Source organism: Litorisediminivivens sp. KMU-197 (assembly GCF_056858395.1).
This window is the reverse complement of sequence record NZ_JBXEQG010000008.1, coordinates 101,949-127,411: the sequence shown is the minus strand read 5'-3', so window position 1 is coordinate 127,411 and position 25,463 is coordinate 101,949. Positions and strand designations below refer to the sequence as shown.

General features: G+C 65.6%; 22 protein-coding genes. 15 read left to right on the top strand and 7 right to left on the bottom strand.

All coding sequences use genetic code 11. The annotated features are described in order from the left end of the window. Window positions 1-5 precede the first annotated feature (5 nt). From AC04PT_RS16230 to AC04PT_RS16210, 5 genes are all read left to right on the top strand, one after another. Window positions 6-1,940 carry an AAA family ATPase gene (locus AC04PT_RS16230; RefSeq protein ID WP_482874774.1) on the top strand — a complete coding sequence of 645 codons (1,935 nt, stop codon included), beginning with the start codon at window positions 6-8 and terminating at the stop codon, window positions 1,938-1,940. A gap of 115 nt (window positions 1,941-2,055) precedes the next feature. Then, on the top strand, window positions 2,056-2,982 hold the full coding sequence (locus AC04PT_RS16225; RefSeq protein ID WP_482874771.1) for a restriction endonuclease: 927 nt from the start codon (window positions 2,056-2,058) through the stop codon (window positions 2,980-2,982). 2 nt (window positions 2,983-2,984) lie between these two features. Continuing rightward, window positions 2,985-4,322, top strand: coding sequence for a DUF6638 family protein (locus AC04PT_RS16220; protein WP_482874770.1), 1,338 nt, complete (start codon window positions 2,985-2,987; stop codon window positions 4,320-4,322). Further along, entirely contained in the window at window positions 4,323-4,589 is a 267-nt protein-coding gene (locus AC04PT_RS16215) for a hypothetical protein (RefSeq protein ID WP_482874769.1), read from the top strand. It begins immediately after the preceding gene. A 70-nt stretch (window positions 4,590-4,659) separates the two neighbouring features. Then, window positions 4,660-5,295, top strand: a complete 636-nt coding sequence (locus AC04PT_RS16210; RefSeq protein WP_482874768.1) for a DUF1523 family protein — start codon at window positions 4,660-4,662, stop codon at window positions 5,293-5,295. A 272-nt stretch (window positions 5,296-5,567) separates the two neighbouring features. Here the strand turns inward: AC04PT_RS16210 and AC04PT_RS16205 are convergent, their stop codons facing one another. Next, a complete protein-coding gene (locus AC04PT_RS16205) occupies window positions 5,568-6,704 on the bottom strand; it encodes a citrate/2-methylcitrate synthase (RefSeq protein ID WP_482874767.1) in 1,137 nt (378 codons plus the stop codon). A 32-nt stretch (window positions 6,705-6,736) separates the two neighbouring features. Here AC04PT_RS16205 and AC04PT_RS16200 point away from each other — a divergent pair, with 32 nt between their 5' ends. Beyond that, window positions 6,737-7,588 (top strand): phosphate acyltransferase, encoded by an 852-nt coding sequence (locus tag AC04PT_RS16200; protein WP_482874766.1) that lies wholly within the window; start codon window positions 6,737-6,739, stop codon window positions 7,586-7,588. A gap of 52 nt (window positions 7,589-7,640) precedes the next feature. On the opposite strand, the gene AC04PT_RS16195 is transcribed toward AC04PT_RS16200, so the two are convergent. The 3 genes from AC04PT_RS16195 to AC04PT_RS16185 form a co-directional block, all read right to left on the bottom strand. Next, the gene (locus AC04PT_RS16195) at window positions 7,641-8,000 is read right to left on the bottom strand and encodes a DsrE family protein (RefSeq protein ID WP_482874765.1); all 360 of its coding nucleotides are present in this window, start codon (window positions 7,998-8,000) and stop codon (window positions 7,641-7,643) included. Between the two features lie 27 nt (window positions 8,001-8,027). Next, the gene (gene xsc / locus AC04PT_RS16190; protein ID WP_482874764.1) at window positions 8,028-9,809 is read right to left on the bottom strand and encodes a sulfoacetaldehyde acetyltransferase; all 1,782 of its coding nucleotides are present in this window, start codon (window positions 9,807-9,809) and stop codon (window positions 8,028-8,030) included. A 127-nt stretch (window positions 9,810-9,936) separates the two neighbouring features. Further along, the gene (locus tag AC04PT_RS16185; RefSeq protein ID WP_482874763.1) at window positions 9,937-11,088 is read right to left on the bottom strand and encodes a glycosyltransferase family 4 protein; all 1,152 of its coding nucleotides are present in this window, start codon (window positions 11,086-11,088) and stop codon (window positions 9,937-9,939) included. A 241-nt stretch (window positions 11,089-11,329) separates the two neighbouring features. Here AC04PT_RS16185 and AC04PT_RS16180 point away from each other — a divergent pair, with 241 nt between their 5' ends. Then, window positions 11,330-12,748: a hypothetical protein gene (locus AC04PT_RS16180; RefSeq protein ID WP_482874762.1), complete on the top strand. Its 1,419-nt coding sequence runs from the start codon at window positions 11,330-11,332 to the stop codon at window positions 12,746-12,748. Window positions 12,749-12,753: 5 nt separating this feature from the next. Next, window positions 12,754-14,043, top strand: coding sequence for a glycosyltransferase family 4 protein (locus AC04PT_RS16175; protein WP_482874761.1), 1,290 nt, complete (start codon window positions 12,754-12,756; stop codon window positions 14,041-14,043). Between the two features lie 86 nt (window positions 14,044-14,129). Here the strand turns inward: AC04PT_RS16175 and AC04PT_RS16170 are convergent, their stop codons facing one another. Continuing rightward, the gene (locus tag AC04PT_RS16170) at window positions 14,130-15,644 is read right to left on the bottom strand and encodes a DUF2125 domain-containing protein (RefSeq protein ID WP_482874760.1); all 1,515 of its coding nucleotides are present in this window, start codon (window positions 15,642-15,644) and stop codon (window positions 14,130-14,132) included. A gap of 160 nt (window positions 15,645-15,804) precedes the next feature. Between AC04PT_RS16170 and AC04PT_RS16165 the strand changes: the two genes are divergently transcribed. Beyond that, entirely contained in the window at window positions 15,805-16,560 is a 756-nt protein-coding gene (locus tag AC04PT_RS16165; protein ID WP_482874759.1) for an SDR family oxidoreductase, read from the top strand. Continuing rightward, on the top strand, window positions 16,557-17,171 hold the full coding sequence (locus AC04PT_RS16160) for an enoyl-CoA hydratase/isomerase family protein (RefSeq protein WP_482874758.1): 615 nt from the start codon (window positions 16,557-16,559) through the stop codon (window positions 17,169-17,171). Before AC04PT_RS16165 ends, AC04PT_RS16160 begins: the two co-directional genes overlap by 4 nt. 431 nt (window positions 17,172-17,602) lie before the next feature. Here the strand turns inward: AC04PT_RS16160 and AC04PT_RS16155 are convergent, their stop codons facing one another. Then, on the bottom strand, window positions 17,603-18,460 hold the full coding sequence (locus tag AC04PT_RS16155; protein ID WP_482874757.1) for an SDR family oxidoreductase: 858 nt from the start codon (window positions 18,458-18,460) through the stop codon (window positions 17,603-17,605). 135 nt (window positions 18,461-18,595) lie between these two features. On the opposite strand from AC04PT_RS16155, the gene AC04PT_RS16150 reads away from it, so the two are divergent. Together AC04PT_RS16150 and AC04PT_RS16145 are read left to right on the top strand one after the other, a co-directional pair. Then, window positions 18,596-19,075: a transglycosylase SLT domain-containing protein gene (locus AC04PT_RS16150; protein ID WP_482874773.1), complete on the top strand. Its 480-nt coding sequence runs from the start codon at window positions 18,596-18,598 to the stop codon at window positions 19,073-19,075. A gap of 38 nt (window positions 19,076-19,113) precedes the next feature. After that, window positions 19,114-20,145, top strand: a complete 1,032-nt coding sequence (locus AC04PT_RS16145) for a trans-3-hydroxy-L-proline dehydratase (protein WP_482874756.1) — start codon at window positions 19,114-19,116, stop codon at window positions 20,143-20,145. A gap of 64 nt (window positions 20,146-20,209) precedes the next feature. Here AC04PT_RS16145 and AC04PT_RS16140 read toward each other — a convergent pair whose 3' ends face one another. Continuing rightward, window positions 20,210-20,584 carry a YybH family protein gene (locus tag AC04PT_RS16140; protein WP_482874755.1) on the bottom strand — a complete coding sequence of 125 codons (375 nt, stop codon included), beginning with the start codon at window positions 20,582-20,584 and terminating at the stop codon, window positions 20,210-20,212. Window positions 20,585-20,991: 407 nt separating this feature from the next. Here AC04PT_RS16140 and AC04PT_RS16135 point away from each other — a divergent pair, with 407 nt between their 5' ends. The 3 genes from AC04PT_RS16135 to AC04PT_RS16125 all read left to right on the top strand — a co-directional run bounded on the left by AC04PT_RS16135 (window position 20,992) and on the right by AC04PT_RS16125 (window position 25,368). After that, window positions 20,992-22,848: a sensor histidine kinase gene (locus AC04PT_RS16135; protein WP_482874754.1), complete on the top strand. Its 1,857-nt coding sequence runs from the start codon at window positions 20,992-20,994 to the stop codon at window positions 22,846-22,848. Then, window positions 22,848-24,182 (top strand): sigma-54-dependent transcriptional regulator, encoded by a 1,335-nt coding sequence (locus tag AC04PT_RS16130; RefSeq protein ID WP_482874753.1) that lies wholly within the window; start codon window positions 22,848-22,850, stop codon window positions 24,180-24,182. The genes AC04PT_RS16135 and AC04PT_RS16130 overlap by 1 nt, the downstream gene beginning before the upstream one ends. A gap of 199 nt (window positions 24,183-24,381) precedes the next feature. Beyond that, entirely contained in the window at window positions 24,382-25,368 is a 987-nt protein-coding gene (locus tag AC04PT_RS16125; protein ID WP_482874752.1) for a TAXI family TRAP transporter solute-binding subunit, read from the top strand. Window positions 25,369-25,463 lie beyond the last annotated feature (95 nt).

The following is a 25,463-nucleotide window of genomic DNA, read 5'->3' as shown; positions in this document are numbered from 1 at the left end:
GCCGCATGAGCCAGACCGCCGACCAGATGGAGCTTCGCGAAGAGGACATCCGCAAGCACTACCCTGCCGCGACCGCCCTGCTGACCGGCTTTGACCACACGCCGCGGATCGCGCGGGCGGCTGCCCCCGAAGTGCCGGAGCGGTCGCCCGGCATCCCGCGCCGGTCGCGGTTCCGGTCGACCACGCCGGGGCTTGCCACCCGGCGGAGCGTTGCGAAACACGGCGTGCATCTGCGCGAGACGATAGAGGCGGCGGATGCGGAGGGCGCGCTGACCACGCCCTTGCAGGCCACGGCGCTGCACGCGCTGCGCCGCGCCATCGCGGTGGCGCAGGCGGTGGCGGAGACCTATGCCGAGGCCACCGGGCTGGCCGACCTGAAGCGCGCCAACCTGGCGAACGCGCTGCCCGCCAACCGCAGGACCGAGTTTCAGGAACTGCTGACCGGCGAGGCGCTGGTGACCGCCCACACCTGGGCCAATGCGCTGGCCTACCTGTTGTCGCCGCACGGCACGGAGATCACCGTCGAAGCCGGCGAGGTCGAGGAACTGCTGACCGACAATGCGCAGGTCGCGTTGCACGGGCTCCTGTGGGAACTGGAGCAGGATATCGACGCCCATGCCCCCGACGACGCGCATCTGATCGCCTGCCTCACCGGGTTCGCGGAGCAGGTGATGGAGAAGGTGGCCCTGCGCGCGCAGACCGCTCCCCGGCTGGCGGCCTTCACCGGGGCGGTCTGGCACGTGGAGGCGGATGACCTGACCATCCGGGGCTTCACCCCAGCCGCCAAGGCGAGGTCCACGACGCTCACCATGACCTTCAAGAAGCCGCACGAGGTCGTGGGCAACCATATCGCCAAGTACCAGGCTTTGAGGCTGGCCAAGATGCTCATGGCCTATGACTTCGAGCGCAAGCTGAACCCGTTTGCTGAGCTGGGCGGCTTCATCTTCACCTTCATGGGCGACGGCAAGCCCGGCACCGGCAAGACCACGCTGATCCAGATGATGGCCGGGCTGCTCAACGACTATTGCAAGGTCGCGGAGTATCCTTTTCGCTATCAGAACCTCAGCACCGACAATATCGACAGCTATCAGGGCAAGTCGGGCCAGAACGCCAAAGCCTTCATCAACACCATCATCGACCCGAACGTGATCGGCTTCGGCACCATTGACGATATCGACCAGCTGGCCGGCAAGCGCGGCGACCGGCAGTCCTCGGCGGGCCAGCTTGAGATCACCGCCGTGCTGATGGAAAGCTTCGCCGGGGCTAATACGGTGGTGCGGGGGAACTGCACTTTCGGCATGTTCTCGAATTACCCCGAGAATGTGGACGACGCGCTGCGGCAGCGGGCCGGTGCCCGGTTTCTGGTCGACGGGCCGCAGACGCGCGAGGATTACATCGACATCCTGCACCTGCTGATGGGCAAGAACCACGACATCCCGCTGGGCGATCACGAGGTCTTTGCCGCGCAGGAGATCAAGCGCGCGGTGGCGGCCTCGTTCGCGGCGCATGGACGGCCGCAGGAAGAGGGGCTTTTGCGGGTGTTCGACCGGGTTCATGCGGAACTGGGCGCGTTGGACACCGTAGCGAAGATGGGCACCTACCTGAAGGCGATCCAGCAGGCCGATGAGCGCTTCACGGGCCGCGCGATCAAGAACATCACCGACGCGGTGAAGGTGCGGGCGATGGACTTCGAACTGCCGGACGAATGGATGGAGGATCCGGCGGTGTTCCTGCACCGGCGGTATGACGAGAAGATGGCGATGATTGCCCAACTGCGGGTGCCGATCACGACGGAGATGGTCTTGCAGGAGATCAACCGCTACGCGGATTCGGAGTTCAGGTACGCGGACAAGTCGGATGAGGTGGCGATCGAGGCGATGGTGCGGGAGTATGGGCGGCAGGAAGAGGCGAAGAGACGGTATTTGGAGGGCAAGGGGTGATGCGCGCGCACCGCAGTCCCGGACTTGATCCGGGGCGTGAGTTACTTAAGCGAGGCAGCTCAGTGCTTTTCATGGTCTGAGCTACACGGCGATCGATGCTACAATGGGGCGCTTAATGATTGAGAGACGATTTGTAATTGATGCCGAAGGCTTCCCAGATATGCCAGGCATGATGCTTGCAACTGTCATTGCGCTTAAGGAGATCGGAGGCTCTGCGACAATTCAGGAACTCGATGAGAAAGTTGCTGAACTTGAAGGAGTTACCGAGGAAGAACAAGCCCATATGATGTCAGGCGTGAACAGCAATCAACCTCGATTGAATTACTACCTCGCATGGGCGCGTACGTTTTTGAAACGCGGAGATGCATTAGAAAATTCATCTCGTGGTATTTGGGCTTTAACAGAAGAAGGCAGCCGCGTCGAGACGTACGAGCAGACGAGGAGGATATACGAGAAGGTCAATGAAGAAGACCGGGCCCGCGCCAAAGAGAAGCGCCTTAAAGCCAAAGTTTCTGGAAGCGCTGTAAAGCCCCGACAAATCGAGCTTCGGATTGGAAATGACTCTGATAGCTCACCCGGCGTGGAGGATTGGAGAAGCAAACTCTTAGAGGTCCTACGAGCAATGGATCCGGCTGCATTTGAGAGATTGGCGCAGCGATTACTCCGAGAAGCGGGTTTCACCAAAGTCGAAGTTCGCGGCAAGTCGGGTGACGGTGGCATCGACGGAGTGGGGGTACTCCGCGTCAACTTAGTATCTTTCCAAGTTTTCTTTCAGTGCAAACGCTGGAAGGGCAGTGTTGGTGCATCTGAGATAAGAGATTTCCGTGGAGCTATGATGGGTCGAGCCGACAAGGGCCTCTTTATCACGACCGGAACGTTTACTGCACAAGCGTCTGATGAAGCGACACGAGATGGCGCGACGGCGATAGACTTAATTGACGGGCAGCGCCTTTGCGAGCTGCTCAAAGAGAACATGCTCGGTGTCAAGACGGAGATGATCGAGAGCGTCACGATTGACGGCGGCTGGTTCGAGGGCATCTAGCTATGAACCGCCTCATCCAATCCGGCCTCATGTTCGGCAACCTGATCCGGGTGGACTCTCCCGCGCTGGTCGACCGCTACAACCGTGCCCTCGCCCACCTGACCGGCCAGACCACCAAACTTACCGAGTTCCACGTCGACATCTCCGGCTTCTCCCCCGAGGTGGGCGACGAGTTGGACGACCCGCTCTATCTCAACCACAACGGCGTCAACCGACAGTTCATCCTGCTCACCACCGAGCAGAAGACCGCGCCGCTACTGGATGCCACCTTCTCGACCAGCCGGGCGATCCTGCGAAGGTTCATCGACACCAACGAGGCGCAGCTTTTCGCGCTGACTGCGAAGGACGCGGTGACGGGCGAGTTGGTGAACTCGGTGTTCGACGTGTCCGACCCGGTGCGGCTGTTCGACATCCGCAGGATCACGGTCGAGGCGGACACGGCGGGCGGCACGCTGAAGGACGCGCAGGCGCTGGCGGGGATGGTGGACGAATTCAAGACGCGCGAGGACGCCTGGTTCGACGACGTGCTGATCGCCAGGATGATCGGCTGTGCGAAACAGACAGGCGACATCCTGCGCAACCCGGTGCTGCTGGCGCCGGTGGAGGCGGAGCAGGGCAACTTCTGGACTAGCCATTTCGGCGGCTGCTACGTGTTCCGCGACACCGGCACGACGGCGATGATCACCGCCGGCGACAAGGCGCCGCTCGGGGGGCTGCCGGTCAGCCATGTCTACGACCTGACCGAGATCAACCACATCGCGATCTTCCTTGAACGCAACGGGCTGGTCGAACCGATCGTCAAGGCGCGCGGCATAGATGCGGCGGCGATCCTGCGCCAGAAGATGGATTTCATCGTGGTCGACGCGGCGCAGGAGGCGGGCATCGACCTGAAGGGCGCGACGCGGCGCGACATCCGCAGGCTGGCGCGGCGGCATGTGCGGGAACTGCCCGAAGCCTGGCACGGGCTCAACCGGCTGGTGCAATGGGCCGAGGGCAACGGCGACTGGCCGCGGATCACCTCGGAGCATCCGGCCTATTTCCTGTCGCTTCGGGCGGCGGACACGCCTGACCGCGATCTCGTCAACATGCTGCTGGCGGAACTGGCCCCGCGCGACATCCGGCAGCTTTTCATCTGCCACAAACCGCTGTTCTACCGGCTCTACCGCGACTGGTCGGATACCAAGCGCGGCTATGTCGTCGACTTCCTGAGCCGCGAATATCAGGTGGACAAGGCGGGCGCGCGTGCCGCACTCTTCGGGCACGAGGCGCCGATGGAGGCCAGCCCGCCGGAGGACATGATCCCGCGGGTCGGGCCATGGGGCGCGGTCAGGGGGCGCTGAATGCTGGGATTCCTCAAGCTGTTTGCCATCGCGATGGTGGTGCTGACGGTGGTCTACGTCTGCCTGTCGCTCTATTCCCGCGCAGTCCGCCGCGACAAGCTTGAGGCCGAGTGGGACCGCGAGGGGATGGAGGGCGACCGCGACGCTTTCATCGAACGCGGGCTGACCGAATACGACGGCTCGCTGCGGCGCAAGCTGATCCTTGGCGTCTACATCGTGCCGATCACGCTGGTGGCGGCGATCATTTACCTGACCAACTTCCATTAGCGCCGGTCCGGTCTGTTTCCATCCCGGCTGCGACGCATTACATAAACGGCAAAACCACGGGATTCCGCACATGCGTTACTTCAAATGGCTGTTCATCCTGACCTTCTGGGCGCTGGTGGCGGCTTTCCTTCATTACACCCTGCCGCAGCACGATATCGCGCGGATCACCGACACCTATGAAAAGCGGGTGGATTTCGGCGAGAACTCGATCTTCTGGTCGAGCCCGGACAGCGGCAACGCCACCGGCGTCGTCAACCGCGACGTGTTCTTCATCCAGGCGGTGCGGTCGAACGGCCGGGTGATGGTCTACCGCAATGAGGATACCGGCTGGGGCTGGCCGCCGTATTTCAAGTTCGACACCTCCAACCTGCAGGCCGAGGCGGCGGACCTGAAGTCCACCTCGGAGGCGCCGAAGTGGGTGGCCGTGCGGCACTATGGCTGGCGTAACGAATTCCTGTCGATCTATCCCAACGCTGTGGACATCAAGCGGGTCGACGGGCCGGATGCGACGATCATCCCGTGGCTGAACATCGTGATCCTTGTCATCGCGGCGCTGGTGTTCTGGGCGATCTGGGTGCGCTGGCGGCGGTTCCGGGCGCGGCGGATCGACCCGGTGCTGGAGGACGTGGGCGAGGGCATTGCGGATGCATCGGAGTCGGTGAAGGGGACCGGGCGGAAGATCAACAAGTGGTTCGGCGGGAAGTGACAGGTTTTGGCTTTGAGCTGAGGCCAGCAGACATCCGGTAGGGTGGGTGATTTCACCCACCACCCCCGACGGTTCCTTTGCAGGACAAGTCGCGCGTGGCCGGGCCGAGGTACGGCGATCTACATCGGTGCAGGCCACTTGATCGTGCAATTGTCGTAGACCCTTTGGGGTTCAAACGTCCATCAGCGATATCGCCGTGCCGTGGGGCGGCCCGGCGATGCGGAGCGGCTTTGCCGCTGTTAACCCGCTGGGTGTGACGATTGAGCTGAGGCCTATTCTCGCTCCACCATCGGCACATACCCCCGCGCCTCCGGCCCATTGTACAGAGTCAACGGCCGGATCAGGATGTTGCTGCGCTGCTGTTCGAGGCATTGCACCACCCAGCCGGGCATGCGGCCGATGGCGAAGATCGGCACATAGAGGTCCATCGGGATCTGGTGCAGCTGGTAGATCACGCCTGAATAGAAATCGACGTTCACGTTCAACCCGTGGCGGGCGTAGGGCTTCATCGCCTCGACCACCGCCTGCAGGATCGCGTACCACTCTGGCGCACCCTTCTCCTCGCCCAGCCGGCGGACGCCTTCGCGCATGTGGCGGGCGCGCGGATCCTCGGCGCGGTAGACGCGGTGGCCGAAGCCGGTGACGGCCTCGCGGTTGGCGCGCTTGGCCTTGACGTAGGAGGCGGCGTTTTCCGGGCTGCCGATCTCGTGCACCATCTTCATCACGTCCTCGGCGGCGCCGCCGTGCGCGGGGCCAGCCAGCGTCGAGAGGGCCGAGACAATGGCGCCGTGCAGGTTGGCCTCGGTGCCGACGGCGACGCGGGCGGCGAAGCTGGAGGCATTGGCGCCGTGTTCTGCGTGCAGGATGAAATCGACATCGGCCAGCCGCGCGGCTTCGTCGGAGGGGGCCTCGGCCTTCAACATCCACAGCCAATTTGCGGCATGTGACAGCGACGGGTCGGGATCGACGGGTTTGCGGCCATTGCGGATCGCTTCGTGCGCCGCGACGATCATCGGCAGTTGCGCGGTCAGGCGGATGCCATTGCGCAGGAAGGCCTCTTCGCCGGTCTGCTGGCTGTCCGGCTCCAGCGCGGCGAGGGCCGACACGGCGGTGCGCAGCACGTCCATCGGGTGGCCATGGGCGGTGGCGCGGATGATGTCATGCACCGCGCCGGGCAAGTTACGTCCGGCTTTCAGCGCGGTATCGAAGTCCGACAGTTGCGTCGCAGAGGGCAATTCGCCGTGAATCAGCAGGTAGCAAACCTCTTCGAAGGTGGACTGCTGGGCCAGATCGTGGATCGAATAGCCGCGGTAGAGCAGGTCACCCTTGGCCCCATCGATGTGACTGACGCCGGAGCGTTCGAAGTAGATGCCCTTGAGGCCCCGGTTGATCTTCACGTCGTCACTCATCATGGTTTCCTTTCAGGCAGGAGGGGCGCGGCATGGCGGTTCTGGAGCGGATTTTCGAGGCGGCGCGGGCGCGCCAGGCGCGGGTGGTCTTTCCCGAGATCGACGATCCGCGGGTGGCGGAAGCCTGCACCCGGCTGCGCGCCGACGGGCTGGCCGAGCCGGTGCCGCTGGGACCGGTCAGCGCGGCGCAGGTGGCGGCGCTGATCGCGGCGCGGGGCATGAAGGAGGGGATCGCGCGGCGGATGCTGACGCGGCCCCTGATCCGCGCGGCGGCGATGGTGGCGGCGGGCGAGGCCTGTGCGATGGTGGCCGGCGCCGACAGCCCGACGTCGAAGGTGATCGAGGCGGCGGGGCTGGCGATCGGGCTGGCCCCGGGCGTGGCGCTGCCGTCGTCCTTCTTCCTGATGCTGTTTCCGGATGGACGCGAGATGATCTTTGCCGATTGCGCGGTCAATGTGGCACCGGACGCGGAGGGGCTCGCGGCGATCGCGAGGGCCTCGGCGGCGTCCGGCGCGGCGCTGCTGGGCGAGGCGCGGGTGGCGCTGTTGTCGTATTCGACCGGATCGAGCGGCACGGGCGTCAGCGTCGATGCGGTCCGCGGCGCCGCCGAGGCCACGGGATACGCGGGGCCGGTACAGGCGGATGCGGCGCTCAACGCGGGCATCGCGGCGAAGAAGGGCATGGGCGCGGTGGATGCCAATGTGCTGATCTTTCCTTCCCTTGACGCGGGCAACATCGCCTACAAGCTGGCGCAGGAACTGGGCGGGGCGCAGGCGGTCGGGCCTTTCCTGCAGGGCTTCCGGCGCCCGGTCTGTGACCTCAGCCGGGGGGCGTCGGTGGCAGATATCGTTGCCGCGACGGCAGTGACCGTCGGGTTGCGGTAAGAAATTTCATCGATGAATTTTGCAAGATCCGTCGACGGATTTTTCCGCGCGTTCAATAGCAGAGCACGGTGTCGGCGGCCCCGGCCAGCGCCAGAAGCCTGGGCGGCATGGCAAACTCGGCCGGGTGACCGTCGAGCAGGCCGTCGTCGTAGCCGCGCGCCTTGGCGGATTTGCCGGACAGGTAGAACCTGACGCCGGCCTCCTTCAGCGCGGGCAGCAGATCCGAGATCACCCCGGTGCCCTGCCCTTCGGTCCCGGCATGATCCGGCGAAAGCAGGTGCACCCCGTCGCCGGCGAAGAAGATCGTGGTCTCGTGGCCTTCCTTGGCCGCTGCCAGCGCCACGGTGCAGCCCAGCGTCGCCTTGTTGGCATGTTGCGGGCCGCTGTGGATGTGAATCAGGAAATGGCTCATGGTGTCCTCCCTTTCAATGCGCGCCCATCATACGCGGGGGCGCTGCTTGCGCATGTCCGAAGCGTCGATGCCCGCCACCGCCACCGGTTTCTTCATCGCGTCGCGGCGGAACGGCTCGCCCAGTTCCTGATTGATGAGCGCCTCGATCAGGGTGGTCTTCCCGTTCTCCATCTGATCGGTGATCGCCTTGTTCAGGGCCTCGGTCGTCTCTTGCATGGTGCGGGCCTGCACGCCCTCCAGCCCGCAAGCGCGGGCGATGGCGGCATAGCTGACATCGTCGTCCAGTTCGGTGCCGACGAAGTTGTCGTCGTACCAGAGGGTCGAATTGCGCTTTTCGGCGCCCCATTGATAGTTGCGGAAGACGACCATGGTGATCGGCGGCCATTCGGAGCGTCCGATGGCGGTGAGTTCCGTCACCGCGATGCCGAAGGCGCCATCGCCGGCGAAGCCCACCACCGGCGTGTCGGGGCAGCCGATCTTGGCGCCGATGATCGCGGGCAGGCCATAGCCGCAGGGTCCGAACAGGCCGGGGGCAAGGTACTTCCGGCCGCGTTCGAAGCTGGGATAGGCGTTGCCGATGGCGCAGTTGTTGCCGATGTCCGACGAGATGATGGCATCGCGCGGCAGCGCCTGCTGGATCGCGCGCCACGCCATGCGGGGGCTCATCCAGTCGGGCTTGGCATCGCGGGCGCGTTCGTTCCACGAGGTGCCGGGGTCGTCCTCTTCGTGGTCCATGCTGGCCAGTTGCTGCGCCCAGGCCGACTTGGTCTGGATGATCAGGTTTTCGCGGTCCTTGCGGTCGGTGTCGCCGGCGTCGTCCGACAGCCGGGCGAGGATGCCCTGCGCAACCTGTTTCGCATCGCCGACGATGCCGACCGAGACCTTCTTGGTCAGCCCGATGCGGTCGGGGTTCAGATCGACCTGGATGATCCTGGCGTCCTTGGGCCAGTAGTCGATGCCGTAGCCGGGCAGCGTCGAAAACGGGTTCAGGCGGGTGCCGAGGCAGAGCACCACGTCGGCGCGCGAGATCAGTTCCATCGCCGCCTTCGAGCCGTTGTAGCCCAGCGGTCCGGCGAACAGCGGGTGCGAGCCGGGGAAGGCGTCGTTGTGCTGGTAGCCGACGCAGACCGGGGCCGAGAGCCGTTCGGCCAGTTGCATCGAGTCGTCGATCGCCCCCGCCAGCACCACGCCCGCGCCATTGAGGATCACCGGGAACCTAGCGCCCGACAGCAGCTTGGCGGCCTCGGTCATCGCGGCGTCGCCGGCAGTGGGGGGTTCGAGGTCCACCACCTCGGGCAGGTCGATGTCGATGACCTGTGTCCAGTAGTCGCGCGGCACGTTGATCTGCGCCGGGGCGCTGCGGCGGTGGGCTTGCAGGATCACCCGGTTCAGCACCTCGGCGATGCGCGACGGGTCGCGTACCTCTTCCTGATAGGCGACCATGTCCTCGAACAGTTTCATCTGCTCCACCTCCTGAAAGCCGCCCATGCCGATGGTCTTGTTGGCGGCCTGCGGCGTGACCAGCAGCAGCGGCGTGTGGTTCCAGTAGGCGGTTTTCACGGCGGTGACGAAGTTGGTGATGCCCGGCCCGTTCTGGGCGATCATCATGCTCATCTTGCCCGAGGCGCGGGTGTAGCCGTCGGCCATCATCCCGCCCGAGCCTTCGTGCGCGCAATCCCAGAACTGGATGCCGGCCTTGGGGAACAGATCCGATATGGGCATGAAGGCCGAGCCGATGATGCCGAAGGCATGTTCGATCCCGTGGCGTTGCAGCACCTTCACGAAGGCCTCTTCGGTGGTCATCTTCATCGGCTTGCCCTTTCTTTGCGCGCGTCAACATCGGCACGCTAATCTGTCCCGCGGGTTCGCGATAGGGGGAATCTTGCCGGGGCGGTCGCGGGCGGCGGCGGGACGGGTGCCGGGCACCCATCGCAGGTCAGCGCCGGCGGGCGGTCAGAAGCGCGTCGATGCGCCGGCCCCAGGCGTCCCAGTTCAGCCGCTCTTCGTATTCGCGGCGGGCGCTGCGGCGCAGGGCGGCATAGTCCCCCGGCCCGTCGAGGTAGGCGGAGATGCGGGCGGCGAAGTCGGCCGGACCGGCGCCCATAGGCAGGGCGTGGCCGTTGATGCCTTCGCGCACCGGGATGCCGCCGATCCGCAGACACAGCGCCGGCAGGCCATAGGCCGAAGCCTCGCAGAAGGCGAAACCGTAGCTTTCGAAGGACGGCTGGAACAGGAAGTGCGCGCGGCGCATCGCCGCCTCGAACCGGGCCATCTGTGCCGGATCGGACTTGTCGAGCAGCCCGTGGGCGGTGACATGGGGGGCGGCCTCGGGGGGGCGGGTGCCGATGACTTCGAGCCTTGCATCGATGCCCTGCGCGCGCAGATGGCGCAGGGTGTCGAGCACCAGCGGCCCGCCCTTGGCGTGCCAGTCGCGGCCGAGCAGCACGAAGCGTAGCGGTGCGCCCCGGCTGAGCGCGGGGGGAACGTCGGAGGGGTGCGGGTCGGGCACGTTGGCGCCCCAGGGCACCACCACGGACCGCGCGGGATCGAGCCCGTAGAGCCCGTCGGCGCCGGATTTCAGCCACTCGGTCGGCCAGGCCAGCAGGTCGATGCGCCGGAACACCCGGCGCTCGGCGCGCAGGATCATCGGATCGGCCAGCCGCGACAGGCGCAGGTAGGAGCCGAACGACTGGCCCACGTCCGAGCGCTTGTAGGTCGTCGGCGTGGCATCCGAGGTATAGGCCGAAAACAGCCCCGGAGGCAGTTTCAGCCCGGCCAGCGCATGGAAAGCATAGGCCCCGAACAGCACGTCATAGCGGCCGCGGATCAGCTGCCGTTGGATCGCCGGGGCGATCAGCGGGGCCAGCGCAAGCTGCACCCGCCACAGCGCCCGCATCGAGATCCGCTCGGGCAGCGCCTGCATCGCGCGGCGCAGCGGATCGAGCCGACCCCAGCCGGGGTCGAGCACGGTGACATCGCCGACGTGATCCTGCAATGCCTGACAGATCCGCGCATTGCCGCCGGAATAGTTCAGCGGGTCCTGCGGAGGCAGATCGCAGAGGTAGGCGATTTTTCGGCGTGGGGGCACGGGGGCTCGGACGGCTGGGGACAATCGGGCGCAAGGCTGACCAAGGCGGCGGGGAAGTGCAACCCGCAAAACGGAGCAGGCGGATGCGGCCGACGGGGCGGGTCCGGCGACAGACGGGGCCCGATACACCCGCGGATCAGGTGGCTTTGACAGGCGCGGGCCGGGTGCTACCATCCCCTGCCGCCCGAAATCCGCCGCAATCCGGCGCTAGTCTGGCGGCGTTGCAACGAGTGAAGCGTGAATGCCCAATTCACTGGCATATCTGGTGCTGGCCATGTGGCCGGCTGTGACGGTGATCCTGTTTCGCCGGCTGCCGCTTGCACCTGCGCTGCTGTGGTCGCTTGTCGGCGCCTTCCTGCTGCTGCCGACGGTGCCCGCCGCCTTTGATTTTCCGCTGTTGCCGCCGCTTACCAAGCATTCGATCCCGGCGCTGACGGCGCTGGTCATGGCACTGATGATCTACGGGTTGCGCAAGTCGATCCTGCCGGATTCGGCCCTCGGGAAGGGGTTGATGCTGGTCTTCATCCTGTCGCCCATCGCCACCGTCGCCACCAATACCGAGCACGTCCGCTGGGGCGACGTGCTGCACCTGCCCGGCCTGCTGGTGTCGGACGCGATCGCGCTGCCGATCACGCAGGCACTGATCTTCCTGCCCTTCCTGCTTGCGCGGCAGTACCTTGTCGAGGCGGCCTCGCAGCGGCTGGTGCTGATCGTGCTGATGTCGGCCGGGCTGGCCTATTCGATCCCGGCGCTGATCGAGGTGCGGCTGTCGCCGCAGCTCAACATCTGGATATACGGCTACTTCCAGCACGAGTTCGCGCAGACCTTCCGCTTCGGCGGCTGGCGTCCGACGGTGTTTCTCTATCACGGCATCTGGTTGGGGTTCTTCGGGATGATGGCCCTGACCTCCGCCGCCGCGCTTCTCAAGTTCGAACGCAGGCGGAAGGTGCTTTATGCCGGCGCGACGCTGTGGCTCGGGGTTTGTCTCGTGGTCTACAAGTCGCTGGGGGCGATCCTTTTCGGGGCTTTCCTGCTGCCCGTGGTGCTGCTGTTCGGTGTCCGGGCCCAACTGAAGATCGCGGCGCTGCTGGCGGTGCTGGCCATCGGCTATCCGATGCTGAAGGCGGTCGACATGATCCCCACCGGGCAAATGCTGCAGGCCGCCAGCACCATCGACGCCGAGCGCGCAAATTCGCTGAAGTTTCGGTTCGACAACGAGGACATGCTGCTGGAGCGGGCCTACGAGAAACCCTTGTTCGGATGGGGAAGTTGGGGCCGGAACCTTGTCTACAACGACGTCACGGGCGCGCTGGAGACGATCACGGATGGCCGCTGGATCCTGGTCATGGGACAATACGGCTGGGTCGGCTTCCTTGCGGAATTCGGGCTGCTGGTGCTGCCGATCTTCCTGCTCTGGCGCGAGACCTGGGGGCGCAGGCCCGAGGCGATATCGCCCTTCATCGGGCCGCTGACGCTGATCCTTGCGGTCAATGCGGTTGAGCTGGTTCCGAACGCCACGCTGACGCCGTTGACGTGGCTGCTGTCGGGGGCGTTGCTGGGATATGCCGAGACGTTGCGGCGTGAGAGGTTGCGGATGCAGGAGAACACGTTGCGCAAACGGGCGAAATGGGCGCTGAAATGGCGACCGGTGATGGAGTGAGCGCGATGCCCCTGCCCCGCGTGCTGGTGATTGCCGAGGCGGCCAATCCCGAATGGGTGTCGGTGCCGCTGGTCGGATGGTCCCTGGCGCATGCCCTGCGCGAGGTCGCGGACGTGCATCTGGTGACCCATATCCGCAACCGCGACGCGGTTCTGCGGGCCGGGTATGTCGAGGACGACGCGGTGACCTTTATCGATAGCGAGCGGCTGTCGCGCCCGCTGTGGAAACTGGGCGAGGCGCTTCGGCTGGGCCAGGGGCGCGGCTGGACCACCCTGCAGGCGTTGAACGCGCTGGCCTATCCGCTGTTCGAACGCATGGTGTGGAAGGCATTCGGCGCGGCAATCGAAGCGCGCCAGTTCGACATTGTGCACCGTGTCACGCCGCTCAGCCCGACGATCGCAAGCCCGATCGCCGCGAAATGCAGCGCCGTCGGCGTGCCCTTCGTGCTGGGGCCGCTGAACGGCGGGGTGCCTTGGCCCGAGGGGTTCAATTCCGAGCGCTTGCGGGAGCGTGAGCTGCTGAGCTACCTGCGGTCGTCCTATCGGCTTCTGCCGGGGCACCGGCGGACCTTGCGCAACGCGGCGGCAATCCTGGCCGGGTCGCGACACACCGCGTCGGAGATACCCGAGCCGTTTCGCGACCGGCTGTTTCACCTGCCGGAAAACGCCATTGATCCGGCCCGTTTCGTGACGCGGGCATGGCCGGAGGGCGGGCCGCTCCGGGCCTGTTTCATCGGGCGCATGGTGCCCTACAAGGGGCCTGACATGTTGCTATCGGCCGCCGCGCCGCTGCTACAGTCGGGCGCGATGCGGCTTGAGATGATCGGCGACGGGCCGATGCTGGGCGAATTGAAGCAGCAGGTCGCCGACGAGGGGCTGGAGGCCGCGGTGACCTTTCACGGCTGGCTGGCGCATGAGCGGGTGGCGGACGTGGCGGGCGGGTGTCACCTGCTGAGCTTCCCATCGATCCGCGAATTCGGCGGCGGCGTAGTGCTGGAGGCGATGGCGCTGGGGCTGGTGCCGATGGTGGTGGATTACGCCGGGCCGGGCGAACTGGTGACGCCGGACATCGGCATCAAGGTGCCGCTCGGGCCACGGGCGGCGATCATCAAGGGCTTCCGCGAGGCCCTGCGCGCGGCGGCGGCGGACCCCGGCGCGTTGCAGCCGATGGCCGAGGCCGGGCGGGCGCATGTGCATGCGCGGTTCACCTGGTCGGCAAAGGCGCGACAGGTGGCGCGGGTCTATGATTGGGTGCGCGATCCGACGCAGGCCCGGCCGGAGCTTCTTGCGGCCTGAGCTGCCGCGGTTGCCTGCCTTGTGCGCCTGCGGACGGACGGCGACATGGTGTAGGGAGGGCGCGGCAAGGCGCCCCCCGTCAGGGTCTACTGGATGCGCTGGCCGTTGGCGATGATGTGACCCTCGGCGTTGATTTCGAGCTCCGAAGTCAGCTTGTCGTCGCCCGCCGGCACCGCGAACATGCCCATCATCATCCGCATGCCCATCGCCTGTTCCTCGGGGACGAAGCCCATGCCGACCAGCCGGTCAAGCAGCGCGTTGGCGCCGGTCAGTTCGGCATTCACCTTGCCCTCGGGGCGCGGCATGCCGGGGAAGGTCTGCATGTCGGTATTGTCGAAGGTGAATTCGCCGGAGCCGCTCAGCATCGCGCCAATCGCGCTGACCATCAGCTTGTCGAGGGTCAGCGAATGCAGTTCGGCGGGCGCCTCGGCCGCCGCCATCGCCGCCGCCTGATCCGGATCGAAGATGTCGAACAACATCTTGGCCTTGCCGCTGAGATCGACGACGAAGGTGGCCGGATCGCGCGGCAGCTGGGCGCTGGGATCGAAGATGTTCCAGATCAGGTCGTTGACGGTGAATTCGGTCAGGTTGAGACCGGCCGAGAAGTCCACCGGCTCTTCTGTGCGGGCCACCGGGATCGTAATGTTGCCACCGATTTCGCCAGCCTGAATCGCCACCGGGAACGGCACGTCGCCGCCCTGCATCTGCACATTGTAGCCCTTCACCAGCACATCGTAGGACCATTTTTCAGGCGTCATCGCGATGCCGAAGGTTCCGCTGTCGGAAGACGACTGGAAATTTACGGTGTCGCCTTCGTCGGTAAAGCTGAACTGCGACGAACCGCTGGCGTAGGCGAAGCTGCCGTCGACGTTCATCACCGCCATCAGCGCCGCCGGATCGTCGGGATCGACCTTCAGCGGCATTTTCCCGGAACCGCTGTGGGTGATGTCGGACATGCCGCCGGTAAGCAGCATCGAGTTGTCGGAATTTTCAGGGTCGCTGGCGGCGATGTCGTAGGTGAGGCTGGCGATCTTCAGCTCCTGCGCAAGGTCGCGCACCTCGGCGGTGCGCATCGAAGAGGTGCCGGTCATGCCGTCGAGCACGAGCTCGCCACGGGTCACGTCACGCCCGATGGTTTCGCCGTCGGCGATCAGTTCGTCCAGCGACAGCCGGGTCTTGCTGGCGGAATAGTCCCAGGTGGTATCGCCCTCCGAGCCCGACACCGTCATGTCCAGATCGGTGGCTTCATAAAGCAGGGTCGCCTTGACGGAGCCTTCCTTGCTGGTGACATCGAAGACCAGAGGCATGCTTTCGGGCCAGGCCACGTCGACCGCGCCGCCATCGGCGGTGAGGGTCATCGACGGCAGGGTCATGTCGACCTTGGCGTCTTCCTCGGGGATCGTCATGGTCATCTTGATGTCGCTGACGGTCAGCGCATCGCCGGACATCGTTTCCGTGGCCTCGACGGTGTAGCCGTAGCTTTCCATGTAGCCGCGCAGGTCCGCCCAGACCTGTTCTGGCGTCACGTCCGCGGCAGCGGCCTGCGCCAGCACGACAACGGCAATCGCTGTCGTCCCGGCAAGGGATGTACAAGATTTCATGACCAATGCGCCTTTCATGTGAATACCCTTGGCAGCTTCTTATGCGGGCAGGGTGAGGTCAAGGGGGGCGAGCCTGCGGCCCGGCTTTCGACCGCGCTGGACGATGCGGAACCAAGCCGCTACCAACGGGCGCAACGGAAACTCGCGGAGGGTGCGGACGATGGCTATGGATGGCAGATGCGTGATGATCACCGGCGCGAGCCGGGGCATCGGTGAGGCGGCGGCGCGGGCCTTCATCGAGGCCGGCGACCGGGTCGTCCTGCTGGCGCGCGGCGAGGAGCGGATCGCCGATCTGGCCGGCGAGTTCGGCACCGACCGGGCGCTGGCGGTGACCTGCGATGTCAGCCGTTTCTGGGAGGTCGAGGCCGCCGTGCGCGTTGCCATCGAAACCTTCGGGCGGCTTGACGTGCTGATCAACAACGCCGGGGTGATCGAGCCGATCTCGCTTTTGGCGGAGTCCGAGCCTGAAGGCTGGAGCCATGCCATCGACGTAAATCTCAAGGGTGTCTATCACGGCATGCGCGCGGCGATGCCGGTGATGCAGGCGCAGGGCGGCGGGTCGATCCTGACGATTTCGTCGGGCGCGGCGCATGGCCCGGTGGAGGCCTGGTCGCATTACTGCGCGTCGAAGGCCGGGGCGGCAATGCTGACCCGGTGCGCAGACAAGGAAGGCCGCGACCATGGCATCCGGGCCATGGGCCTGTCACCGGGCACAGTGGCCACGCAGATGCAGCGCGAGATCAAGACCAGCGGCATCAACCCGGTCAGCCAGCTTGACTGGGAGGATCACATTCCGCCCGAGTGGGTCGCCAAGGCGCTGCTGTGGATGGCCGGTCCGGAGGGCGATGCCCATCTGGGCGAAGAACTGTCATTGCGTGACGCGGACTGGCGGCGCGAACTGGGCCTCGTGGAATGATCGAGGTTTCGCGCGACGGCGGGCTTTGGGTCGTGACCCTGAACCGGCCCGACAAGGCCAATTCGCTGACGCCGGAGATGCTGGAAGAGCTGTGTCGCGTGGCCGAGAGCGCCGGCGCGGCGCGCGCCCTTGTGCTGACCGGGCGCGGCAAGGTGTTTTCGGCCGGGGCCGACCTTGAGGCGGCGAAGGCGGGGCTAGCGGTCTCGCCCCTGTGGGAGCGGCTGTCAGGAGCGCTGGCGGCGCTGCCGGGGCTGACCATCGCGGCGCTGAACGGGACGCTGGCGGGCGGGGCCTTCGGCATGGCGCTGGCCTGTGACCTGCGGATCGCGGTGCCGGGGGCGAAGTTCTTCTATCCGGTGATGAAGCTGGGATATCTGCCGCAGCCGTCGGATCCGGGGCGGCTGGCGGCGCTGGTCGGACCGGCGCGGGCGAAACTGATCCTGATGGGCGGGGCGAAGGTTTCGTCGGAGGAGGCGCTGCGGTTCGGGCTGGTCGAGCGGCTGGTGGAGCCGGAGGCACTGATCGACGAGGCCCGCGCGCTGGCAGCGGATACGCTGGCGGCGGACCCGGAGATCGCGGGCAGGATCAAGCGGATGTGTCAGACTCAGTAAAGCGATGGGCCGCGCGTCGGCGGGCCGTGGTGCGGCGATCCGGCTTGTGTGGAGGCCACTTGGTTCCTGCCTTCCCGTAGACCCTGAGATGTTCAGGCGTCCATCAGCCATATCGCCGTGCGCGTGCTGCGGCCCGGCGATGCGCGGCGGCCTTCGGCCTTGATTCCGCACGGGGGGTGCTGCGCCTTGGGCGTCGGGTAGCCTAGCCAAAGATCGGGGCGGATCCGGTGGATGTTTCAAGGGGTTCGGCTGGGCGCGGAGCCGGGAAATTGCCGGCCCTCGGGGAGGCGAACCGACGTTTGTGAAGGCCACTTGATCATCCAGTTGCCGTAGAAGCTCAGCACGTTGTACTTCGTTGCCATATTGCCTCCCCGTTGGGGAGGGTCGGCAATTGCGCGGCGGCCTGCGGCCTTGATTCCGCGCGGGGTGGCTCAGGCGGAGTCCTGTTCCTCTGCCAGCATGGCGCGCAGGGTGGTGCGGAAATCCGGGTACTTCAGCGTGATGCCAAGCTCGTCCTTGATGCGGTCGTTCCGCACCCGTTTGCTTTCGGCATAGAAGCTGCGGGCCATGGGGGTCATCTCGGCCTTCTCGAAGGGCACGGCCTCGGGGACGGGCACGCCCAGCAACTCGGCGGCGAAGGCGATCACCTCCTGCGGCGGCGCAGGGTCATCGTCGCAGAGGTTGTAGACCGCACCGGGGTTGGGCCGCGCGATGGAGGCGGCCACGACCTGCGCGATATCGTCGACATGGATGCGGCTGAACACCTGTCCCGGCTTGATGATCCGTCGCGCGGTGCCCGCACGGACCTTGGCGAAAGGCCCCCGGCCCGGCCCGTAGATGCCCGCAAGCCGGAAGATGTGCAGCGGCAGTCCCGGAATGGCGGACCACGCCTCTTCCGCCTGCTTGCGCCACTGGCCACGGCGGGTCGAGGGCGTGAGCGGCGTGGTCTCATCGACCCAGCCGCCGCCATGATCGCCGTAGACGCCGGTGGTCGAAAGGTAGCCCGCCCAGTCAAAGGAGGCCGCGGCGATCTGCGGGCCGAGCGCGTCCAGCACCGGGTCGCCTTCGGCGGTGGGCGCGGCGGAGGTCAGCAGGTGGCTGGCGGCCGCGATGTCGGCGCCGAGGTCGTCGCCGGGAAAGAGCCGCGCCTCGACCCCGGTGGCTTCGAGCGCGGCCAGCTTGTCGCGCGACCGGGTGGTGCCGATCACCCGCCAGCCCAGCGGCAGCAGAAGGCGCGTCAGGGCGCGGGCGGAATAGCCGTGGCCGAAGGAAAGCAGCGTGCGTGTCATGGGCACAGCTGTGCCGTGCGGGGGCGGGACAATCAAGCCTTTCGGCCAGCTTTCGCCGAAGCGGAACACGCCGGGATGTGCCGGCCGCGACCTGTCGCTAGGGTCCTGCCAACGTTCACTGCCATGAGTCGTTTCATGTTCAACCCGACCCGCCGCGCCGTCATCCTCGGCGCGCTTGCCGCTTCGGCCGGCTGTGCCCGCCAGCCCGAGGCACATCCCGAGCCGGCAGCCTATGACCCGCCGCTCTTTCCCAACGAGACGCCGGCGTTGCGTGCCAAGATCAACCGCTGGGCGGATCACTACAGGGTGCCGCGCACGCTGGTGCACAAGCTGGCGATCCGCGAAAGCACGCACCGGCCCAAGGCCCGCAACGGACCGTACTGGGGGCTGTTGCAGATCCTGCCCGCCACGGCGCGGACCATGGGGTTCCGCGGCAAGCCCTCGGACCTGCTGGATGCCGATACCAATCTGCAATACGCGGTGAAGTACCTGCGCGGGGCATGGCTTCTGGCCAACGGCAGCGAGACCGCAGCGATCAAATGGTACGCGCGCGGTTACTACTACGAGGCCAAACGACGCGGCATGCTGGTCGAGACAGGGTTACGTCCGGGCTGATCTTGCGCGGCGTGAGTATCCGGAGCAATGTCGCCAGCATGAGAAGCGAACGTATCATTCACACCGTCTCGGCCCATGCGGGCGGCGAGGTCGGCGATGTCATCACCGGCGGCGTCACGCCGCCGCCGGGCGCAACCCTGTGGGAGCAACGGAGCTGGCTGGCGCGCGACCAGCGTTTGCGGGCCTTCATGCTGAACGAACCGCGCGGCGGTGTGTTTCGGCACGTCAACCTGTTGGTCCCGCCAAAGGATCCGCGGGCGCAGGCGGGTTTTCTGATCATGGAGCCCGAGGACACGCCGCCGATGTCGGGATCGAACGCGATGTGCGTGACCACGGTGCTGCTTGAAACCGGCATCCTCGAGATGCAGGAGCCCGAGACCGAGCTGCTGCTGGAGGCGCCGGGCGGGCTGGTGCGGGTGACCGCCGAATGCCGCGACGGAAAGGTGTGCAGCGTGACGGTGCACAACCTGCCGTCCTTCGCCGACCGGCTTCAGGCGCCGCTCGAGGTCGAGGGGGTCGGCACGCTGACCGTCGACACCGCCTTCGGCGGCGACAGTTTCGTGATCGTCGACGCGCAGGCGCTGGGGTTTTCGCTGACCGCGGATGAAGCCCGCGACCTGGCCGTCACCGGCGCGCAGATCACCGATGCGGCCAACGCGCAACTGGGCTTCACCCACCCGGCGCGCAAAGGCTGGAACCACATCTCGTTCTGCCAGTTCGCCGGGCCGGTGGACCGCAGCGGCCCGGTGCCCGAAGCCTGCAATGCCGTCGCCATCAAGCCCGGCAAGATCGACCGGTCGCCCACCGGCACCGGCGTCTCGGCGCGGATGGCGGTGCTGCATGCCACCGGCCAGATGCGGGCCGGCGACCGTTTTGCCGCCACATCGGTGATCGGGTCCCGTTTCGAGGGCGAGATCCTCGGCACGAGCAATGTCGGCGACCGGCCTGCGATCCTTCCGGCGATCACCGGGCAGGCGTGGATTACCGGAACGCACCAGCACATGCTTGACCCCGACGACCCCTGGCCGGGCGGCTTCCGTCTGTCGGACACATGGCCTGGCGCGAAGTGAGCCGGGGCGTGATGGCCGCGTGGCTGGCGAAGGGGTGCTGCGCGGCTGTTGAGCGAAGCGCCCCCTACTCGTCGGGCGGTGGCGAGACTTGGTGATGCACGACAAGCCAACCGTCGCCATCCCGCTCGAAGATGCGGCCGGTGCGCAGTGTCACTTCAATCACATCGCCCGAGGACGTAACCCCCATGAAGTCCTCGAGGCCCGAAACCCATGCAACGTCACCGACCACCCGGATGTGCGGTTCGGCCATCACGGAAGACAGTTCCGGGAAAATCCCGAACAGCGTTGAGAAACCCTCGCGCACCTCGTCCCAGCCTTCGTCAATCGGGCGGAAAGGATGGATGGCGCGCACATAGTCCTCTTGCCGCCACAGCTCGGACAGGGCGTCTATATCGCCCGTCCCGGCCGTTTCGAGGAACGCTGCGTTTGCTTGGCGCACGGCCTCAGTGTCCGCAGCCTCGTCCGCCTGTGCAGATTGAAAAGTCGAAAGAACCACTGTCGCCGCAACGGCGACCAAAAAAATTGAATATATCGCATGTTTATATCCCTCATGGGCCCGGCATCGGGATGAAAATTCTTGCATTTGTGTGCCGTGCCCTGCGTGGAAAAAAAAACGAAGAGCGGTTGGATCAAACACGTAGACCGTGTGCGCCTTGGTGACAGCGTCCTGAGCGGACCACAGGATCGCCGCTTTCGAGCACCGGCTTGTGCGCAAAACCATGGCGCCGACGTCTGGTTGGCGATGTGACGGACCGTGGCAGATGGGAGGACCCATAACCGACCCACCTGCCATCCGCGCCTGCAGCTTCTTCCATGTTCCGGGTAATGGCGATAGGCTCTTGCCCCATGACGAAGCCCGGCGCCAATCAGGGAAGCGCGCGCAAGGCGACAGCGATTGTCCTGATGCTTTGCGTTCTGTGCCTTGCACTCGGCCTGGCCTCCTATGCGCGGGTCGAGGCGATTTTCGTAAGCCGCGCCACTGACGACGGCAAGGTTGACCTGCGGCTTGTCACCGGCACCATCAATCAGACGATCGGCCGGTATGATCCCATTCCAGCGCTGATCGCAGGCGACCGGCAGTTCCGCGAGTTGTTGAAGGATCCGTCCAATTCCGGGCTGGTGCCGTTCATCAACGAGAAGCTCCGGCACCTCGCACTCGCGGTCAATGCCTCGGAGGTCTATGTGATGGACCTGTCAGGCCGGACAATCGCCGCCAGCAACTATCGCAAGGAGTGGAGCTTCATCGGCGAAAGCTTCGACTACAGGCCCTATTTCCAGCGCGCCGCGTCGGGCGAGAACGCGCGGTATCATGCCTTGGGCACGATGTCCGGCGAACGCGGGTTCTTCTTTTCGGCGCCCATCCTCGACGGCATCAAGGTGATCGGAGTGCTGGCGGTGAAGATCCCGGTCGATCCGCTCGAAACCCTCTGGCGGGCCAATGACCGCGAGATCTTTGTTTCCGATCCCAACGGGGTCATCTTCCTGTCCACGGACGAAACCCTGCGGCTTCGCGCGCTTGAGCCTCTCGGCGACGGGATCAGGCAGCAGATCGAGGAAACGCGCCAGTTTCCGCTGTCGGTCCTGCAGCACCTGTCGTTTTCCGTCACCGGGGGTGGCGACCGGCATGTCGAGGTGTTGCTGGGCGAGCCCGGCGCGGGACGGCGGTTTCTGTCCGACAGTGCGCCGCTGATCCTGCCGGGGTGGCACGCCACTGTGCTGCAGCCCATGCGGCAGATCCAGATCAAGGCTTTGATCGCGCTGGGGACCTGGGGTCTGATCGTATTGGTGCTGACCCTCGCGATGCTGACGCTTATCCAACGCCGCGCGCGGGTGGCCGAACGGATCGAAAATGAACGCAGCCAGAGGAAGACGCTGGAACTGATGGTGCGCGAGAGGACCGCCGATCTCGACGCGGCCAATACCAGCCTGCGCAGCGAGATCGAGGAGCGCAAGGCAGCCGAGGTCCAGTTGCGCAAGACCCAGACCGAGCTGATCCAGGCCGGCAAGCTGGCGGCCCTGGGCCAGATGTCGGCGGCGCTGTCGCATGAGATCAACCAGCCGCTTGCAGGGATCAAATCCTACGCCGAGAACGCCACGCAGTACCTGAAGCGGCAGCGCTATGACGAGGTCGGCGCCAATATTTCGCACATCTCCAAGATGATCGACCGCGTCGCGCGCATATCGGCGCATCTACGAAACTTTGCCCGCCGTCCCGGCGACCAACTGAGCCCGATCCCGGTCAGCGAGGTGATCGCCGAGGCGGTTGAACTGGTCCAGCCGCACACGCGCCGGCACGCGGCTGAGATCGTGTTTCACCGGCCGGACGCGGAGATCTGGGCCATCGGCGGGCGGCTTCGGTTGCAGCAGGTGCTTGTCAACGTCCTGACGAACGCCATCGACGCGATGCAGGATCAGGCGCGGCGCGTTGTCGAGATCACGACCAGCGAGCATGAGGACAGTGTCGAATTGCGCGTGCGCGACTGCGGCACCGGCTTGCCCGAGAACGAGGAAGAACTTATTTTCGAGCCGTTTTTCACGACCAAGCAGGTTGGCAGCGGCATCGGGTTGGGGCTTTCGATATCTTTCAACATCGTCAAGGATTTCGGCGGCTCACTGAGCGCGGCCAATCATGCCGACGGCGGCGCCGAATTCGTCGTGACGTTGAAAAAGGCGGATGTGCCCGTCGGACTGGTCGCTGAGTGATGGCCCCCAAGGTTCTATTCGTCGACGACGAGGATCATCTTCGCAATGCCACCGCGCAGACCTTCGAGCTGGCCGACATCGCCTGCGACTGCTTTGCCGAGGCAGAGGCGGTGGTGGCAAAGCTCGACCGGTCCTTCGACGGGATCATCGTGTCGGACATCCGGATGCACGGCATGGACGGTCTCACGCTCATGCGCCGGGTGCTGGAGATCGATTCAACCCTGCCCATCATACTGGTGACCGGTCACGGCGACGTTGATCTTGCCGTGTCCTGCATCAAGGAAGGCGCCTATGATTTCCTTGAAAAACCGTTCGAGCCGTCGCGTCTGGTTGCCTCTGTCCGCAGGGCGCTCGAGGCGCGGCGCCTGACGCTGGAAAACCGTGCCCTGCGCCGTCAGGTGGGGTCGTCCGACATCGTCGAGGCGCGGCTGGTCGGCCGAAGCCGTGCCATGACACGTCTGCACGATCAGATCCGCACGATCGCGGCCACCGACGCCGATGTGCTGATCACCGGAGAGACCGGCAGCGGCAAGGAGGTCGCGGCACGCGCCATCCATCGCATCAGCGAACGGTCGGAGGGCAATTTCGTCCATATCAACTGTGCCGCCCTGCCCGAGGCCACCATGGAAACCGAGCTGTTCGGCCACGAGGCCGGGGCGTTTCCCGGCGCGATCCGCGCCCGGTTCGGCAAGCTGGAGCATGCCCGCGGCGGCATCCTCTGCCTTGATGAGATCGACAGCATGCCGCTGCATCTTCAGGCCAAGTTCCTTGATGTGCTGCACAACCGGACCGTGACGCGGCTGGGGTCGAACGACGCCATCCCGCTGGATATCCGGGTGATCGCGCTGGCCAAGACCGATCTGGAAGACGCCGTGGCGCAGGGCCGGTTCCGGGCGGACCTGTATTATCGGCTGAACGTGATCACCATCCGCATTCCCGCGCTCGACGAGCGACGCGACGATATTCCGCGGATCTTTCCCATCCTCGTGGCCGAGGCCGGCGCGCGCTACAAGGTGATCCCGCCCGAGGTGCCCGGCAACCTGCTGGCCGCGCTGGCCGCGCGCGACTGGCCCGGCAATGTGCGCGAGCTGCGCAACGAGGCGGAGCGCTTTGTGCTGGGGCTGTCGGCACCGCCGGATGTCGATACGTCGCCGGATGAAACGCTGGCCGATTTGATGGCGACCTATGAAAAGGCGCTGATCTCGGCGGCCATGGCCGCCCACGACGGACGGATCAAGGAGGTCTACGAATCGCTCGGGATCGGCCGCAAGACGCTGTATGACAAGATGCAGCGATACGGGCTGAGCCGCGACGATTTCAGTGTCGACGATTGAGCGGGTCGGAGTTGACACAAGATCCCGTGGACTTGTCACCGAAGCCACCCAAGAAACCTTCCGGCGCCGGGGAAGATTTCGGATTACCGACAAAATTCGTTGTTGCATTGCATGGCGACCTGTACCCCACTCGTCAACGTTTGCCTTGACGCGAACGTTCATGAGCAAGCGGGCAGGACCCGCGTTTTGGGAGGAAATCATGAAAGCACTTTCAATCACCGCCATCGTCGCGGCCAGCTTTGCTGTGCCCGCGTTCGCCGAATCGCACGTCGACCGGACCGGCTGGCCCGACAGCTTTACCGTGGGCACTGCCTCGCAGGGTGGCACGTATTTCGCCTATGGCTCCGGCTGGGCCAACCTGGTGGCCGAAGAGCTGGGCATTTCCGGCGGCGGCGAAGTGACCGGCGGCCCGATGCAGAACATGGCGCTGGTCCACACCGGCGACGCCCAGTTCGGCATGACCACCATGGGCCCGGCGGCGGAATCGCTGAACGGCACCAACCCGATCGCGCCCGGCCTGCAGATGACCGGCGCCTGCGCGATGTTCCCGATGTACCAGACCCCGTTCAGCGTGACCGCGCTGGCCTCGTCCGGCATCACCTCGGTTTCCGAGATCCCGGACGGCGCGCGCATCGGCTTCGGCCCCGCGGGCTCGACCTCGGACACCTACTTCCCGCGCATGATGGAAACGCTGGGCGTCAACTTCGAGCGTCGCAACGGCGGCTGGTCGGACCTCGGCGGCCAGTTGCAGGACGGTCTGCTGGACGTGATCGCCTTTGCCGCCGGCGTGCCGGTCCCTGCCGTCAGCCAGCTTGAGGTGCAGACCGACGTGAACATCATCGAGTTCACCGAGGAAGAGCAGGCCAAGATCATGGAAGCCTACCCGGTGTCCGAGTTCGATATCGCGGCCGATACCTATACCACGCTGGAAGCCCCGGCGCGCTCGGTTTCGATGTGGAACTTCGCGATTGCCAACTGCGATCTGCCGGAAAGCTTCGTCGAAGCCGTCGTCGATGTCGTGATGTCCGACAACGAGCGGATGAAGGGCATCCACAAGGCCGCCGCGTCGACGGTTCCCGAGAACTGGGACAAGAACAAGGTTCTCATGTGGCACCCGGGCGCGGCCAAGTGGTTCAAGGAAAACGCCGGCGCTGACATCGCCGACGACATGATCCACGGCAAATAAACCTGCCTGCGGCGCCGCTGCGCCGCGGCGGTCCGGGGGCTTTGCGCCTCCGGACCACACCGGAATTCCATCCAGCATTCAGCGCACTTGGGGAG

Excerpts from the sequence above, each read along its gene's own strand:
- AC04PT_RS16200 (WP_482874766.1), top strand. The coding sequence starts at position 6,737 with ATGGCGGTTCTGGAGCGGATTTTCGAGGCGGCGCGGGCGCGCCAGGCG.
- AC04PT_RS16170 (WP_482874760.1), bottom strand. The coding sequence starts at position 15,644 with ATGAAATCTTGTACATCCCTTGCCGGGACGACAGCGATTGCCGTTGTC.
- AC04PT_RS16145 (WP_482874756.1), top strand. The coding sequence starts at position 19,114 with ATGAGAAGCGAACGTATCATTCACACCGTCTCGGCCCATGCGGGCGGC.
- AC04PT_RS16195 (WP_482874765.1), bottom strand. The coding sequence starts at position 8,000 with ATGAGCCATTTCCTGATTCACATCCACAGCGGCCCGCAACATGCCAAC.
- AC04PT_RS16180 (WP_482874762.1), top strand. The coding sequence starts at position 11,330 with ATGCCCAATTCACTGGCATATCTGGTGCTGGCCATGTGGCCGGCTGTG.
- AC04PT_RS16160 (WP_482874758.1), top strand. The coding sequence starts at position 16,557 with ATGATCGAGGTTTCGCGCGACGGCGGGCTTTGGGTCGTGACCCTGAAC.
- AC04PT_RS16210 (WP_482874768.1), top strand. The coding sequence starts at position 4,660 with ATGCGTTACTTCAAATGGCTGTTCATCCTGACCTTCTGGGCGCTGGTG.
- AC04PT_RS16155 (WP_482874757.1), bottom strand. The coding sequence starts at position 18,460 with ATGACACGCACGCTGCTTTCCTTCGGCCACGGCTATTCCGCCCGCGCC.
- AC04PT_RS16230 (WP_482874774.1), top strand. The coding sequence starts at position 6 with ATGAGCCAGACCGCCGACCAGATGGAGCTTCGCGAAGAGGACATCCGC.
- AC04PT_RS16125 (WP_482874752.1), top strand. The coding sequence starts at position 24,382 with ATGAAAGCACTTTCAATCACCGCCATCGTCGCGGCCAGCTTTGCTGTG.
- AC04PT_RS16150 (WP_482874773.1), top strand. The coding sequence starts at position 18,596 with ATGTTCAACCCGACCCGCCGCGCCGTCATCCTCGGCGCGCTTGCCGCT.
- AC04PT_RS16205 (WP_482874767.1), bottom strand. The coding sequence starts at position 6,704 with ATGAGTGACGACGTGAAGATCAACCGGGGCCTCAAGGGCATCTACTTC.
- AC04PT_RS16220 (WP_482874770.1), top strand. The coding sequence starts at position 2,985 with ATGAACCGCCTCATCCAATCCGGCCTCATGTTCGGCAACCTGATCCGG.
- AC04PT_RS16215 (WP_482874769.1), top strand. The coding sequence starts at position 4,323 with ATGCTGGGATTCCTCAAGCTGTTTGCCATCGCGATGGTGGTGCTGACG.
- AC04PT_RS16130 (WP_482874753.1), top strand. The coding sequence starts at position 22,848 with ATGGCCCCCAAGGTTCTATTCGTCGACGACGAGGATCATCTTCGCAAT.
- xsc (WP_482874764.1), bottom strand. The coding sequence starts at position 9,809 with ATGAAGATGACCACCGAAGAGGCCTTCGTGAAGGTGCTGCAACGCCAC.
- AC04PT_RS16165 (WP_482874759.1), top strand. The coding sequence starts at position 15,805 with ATGGCTATGGATGGCAGATGCGTGATGATCACCGGCGCGAGCCGGGGC.
- AC04PT_RS16225 (WP_482874771.1), top strand. The coding sequence starts at position 2,056 with ATGATTGAGAGACGATTTGTAATTGATGCCGAAGGCTTCCCAGATATG.
- AC04PT_RS16135 (WP_482874754.1), top strand. The coding sequence starts at position 20,992 with ATGACGAAGCCCGGCGCCAATCAGGGAAGCGCGCGCAAGGCGACAGCG.
- AC04PT_RS16175 (WP_482874761.1), top strand. The coding sequence starts at position 12,754 with ATGCCCCTGCCCCGCGTGCTGGTGATTGCCGAGGCGGCCAATCCCGAA.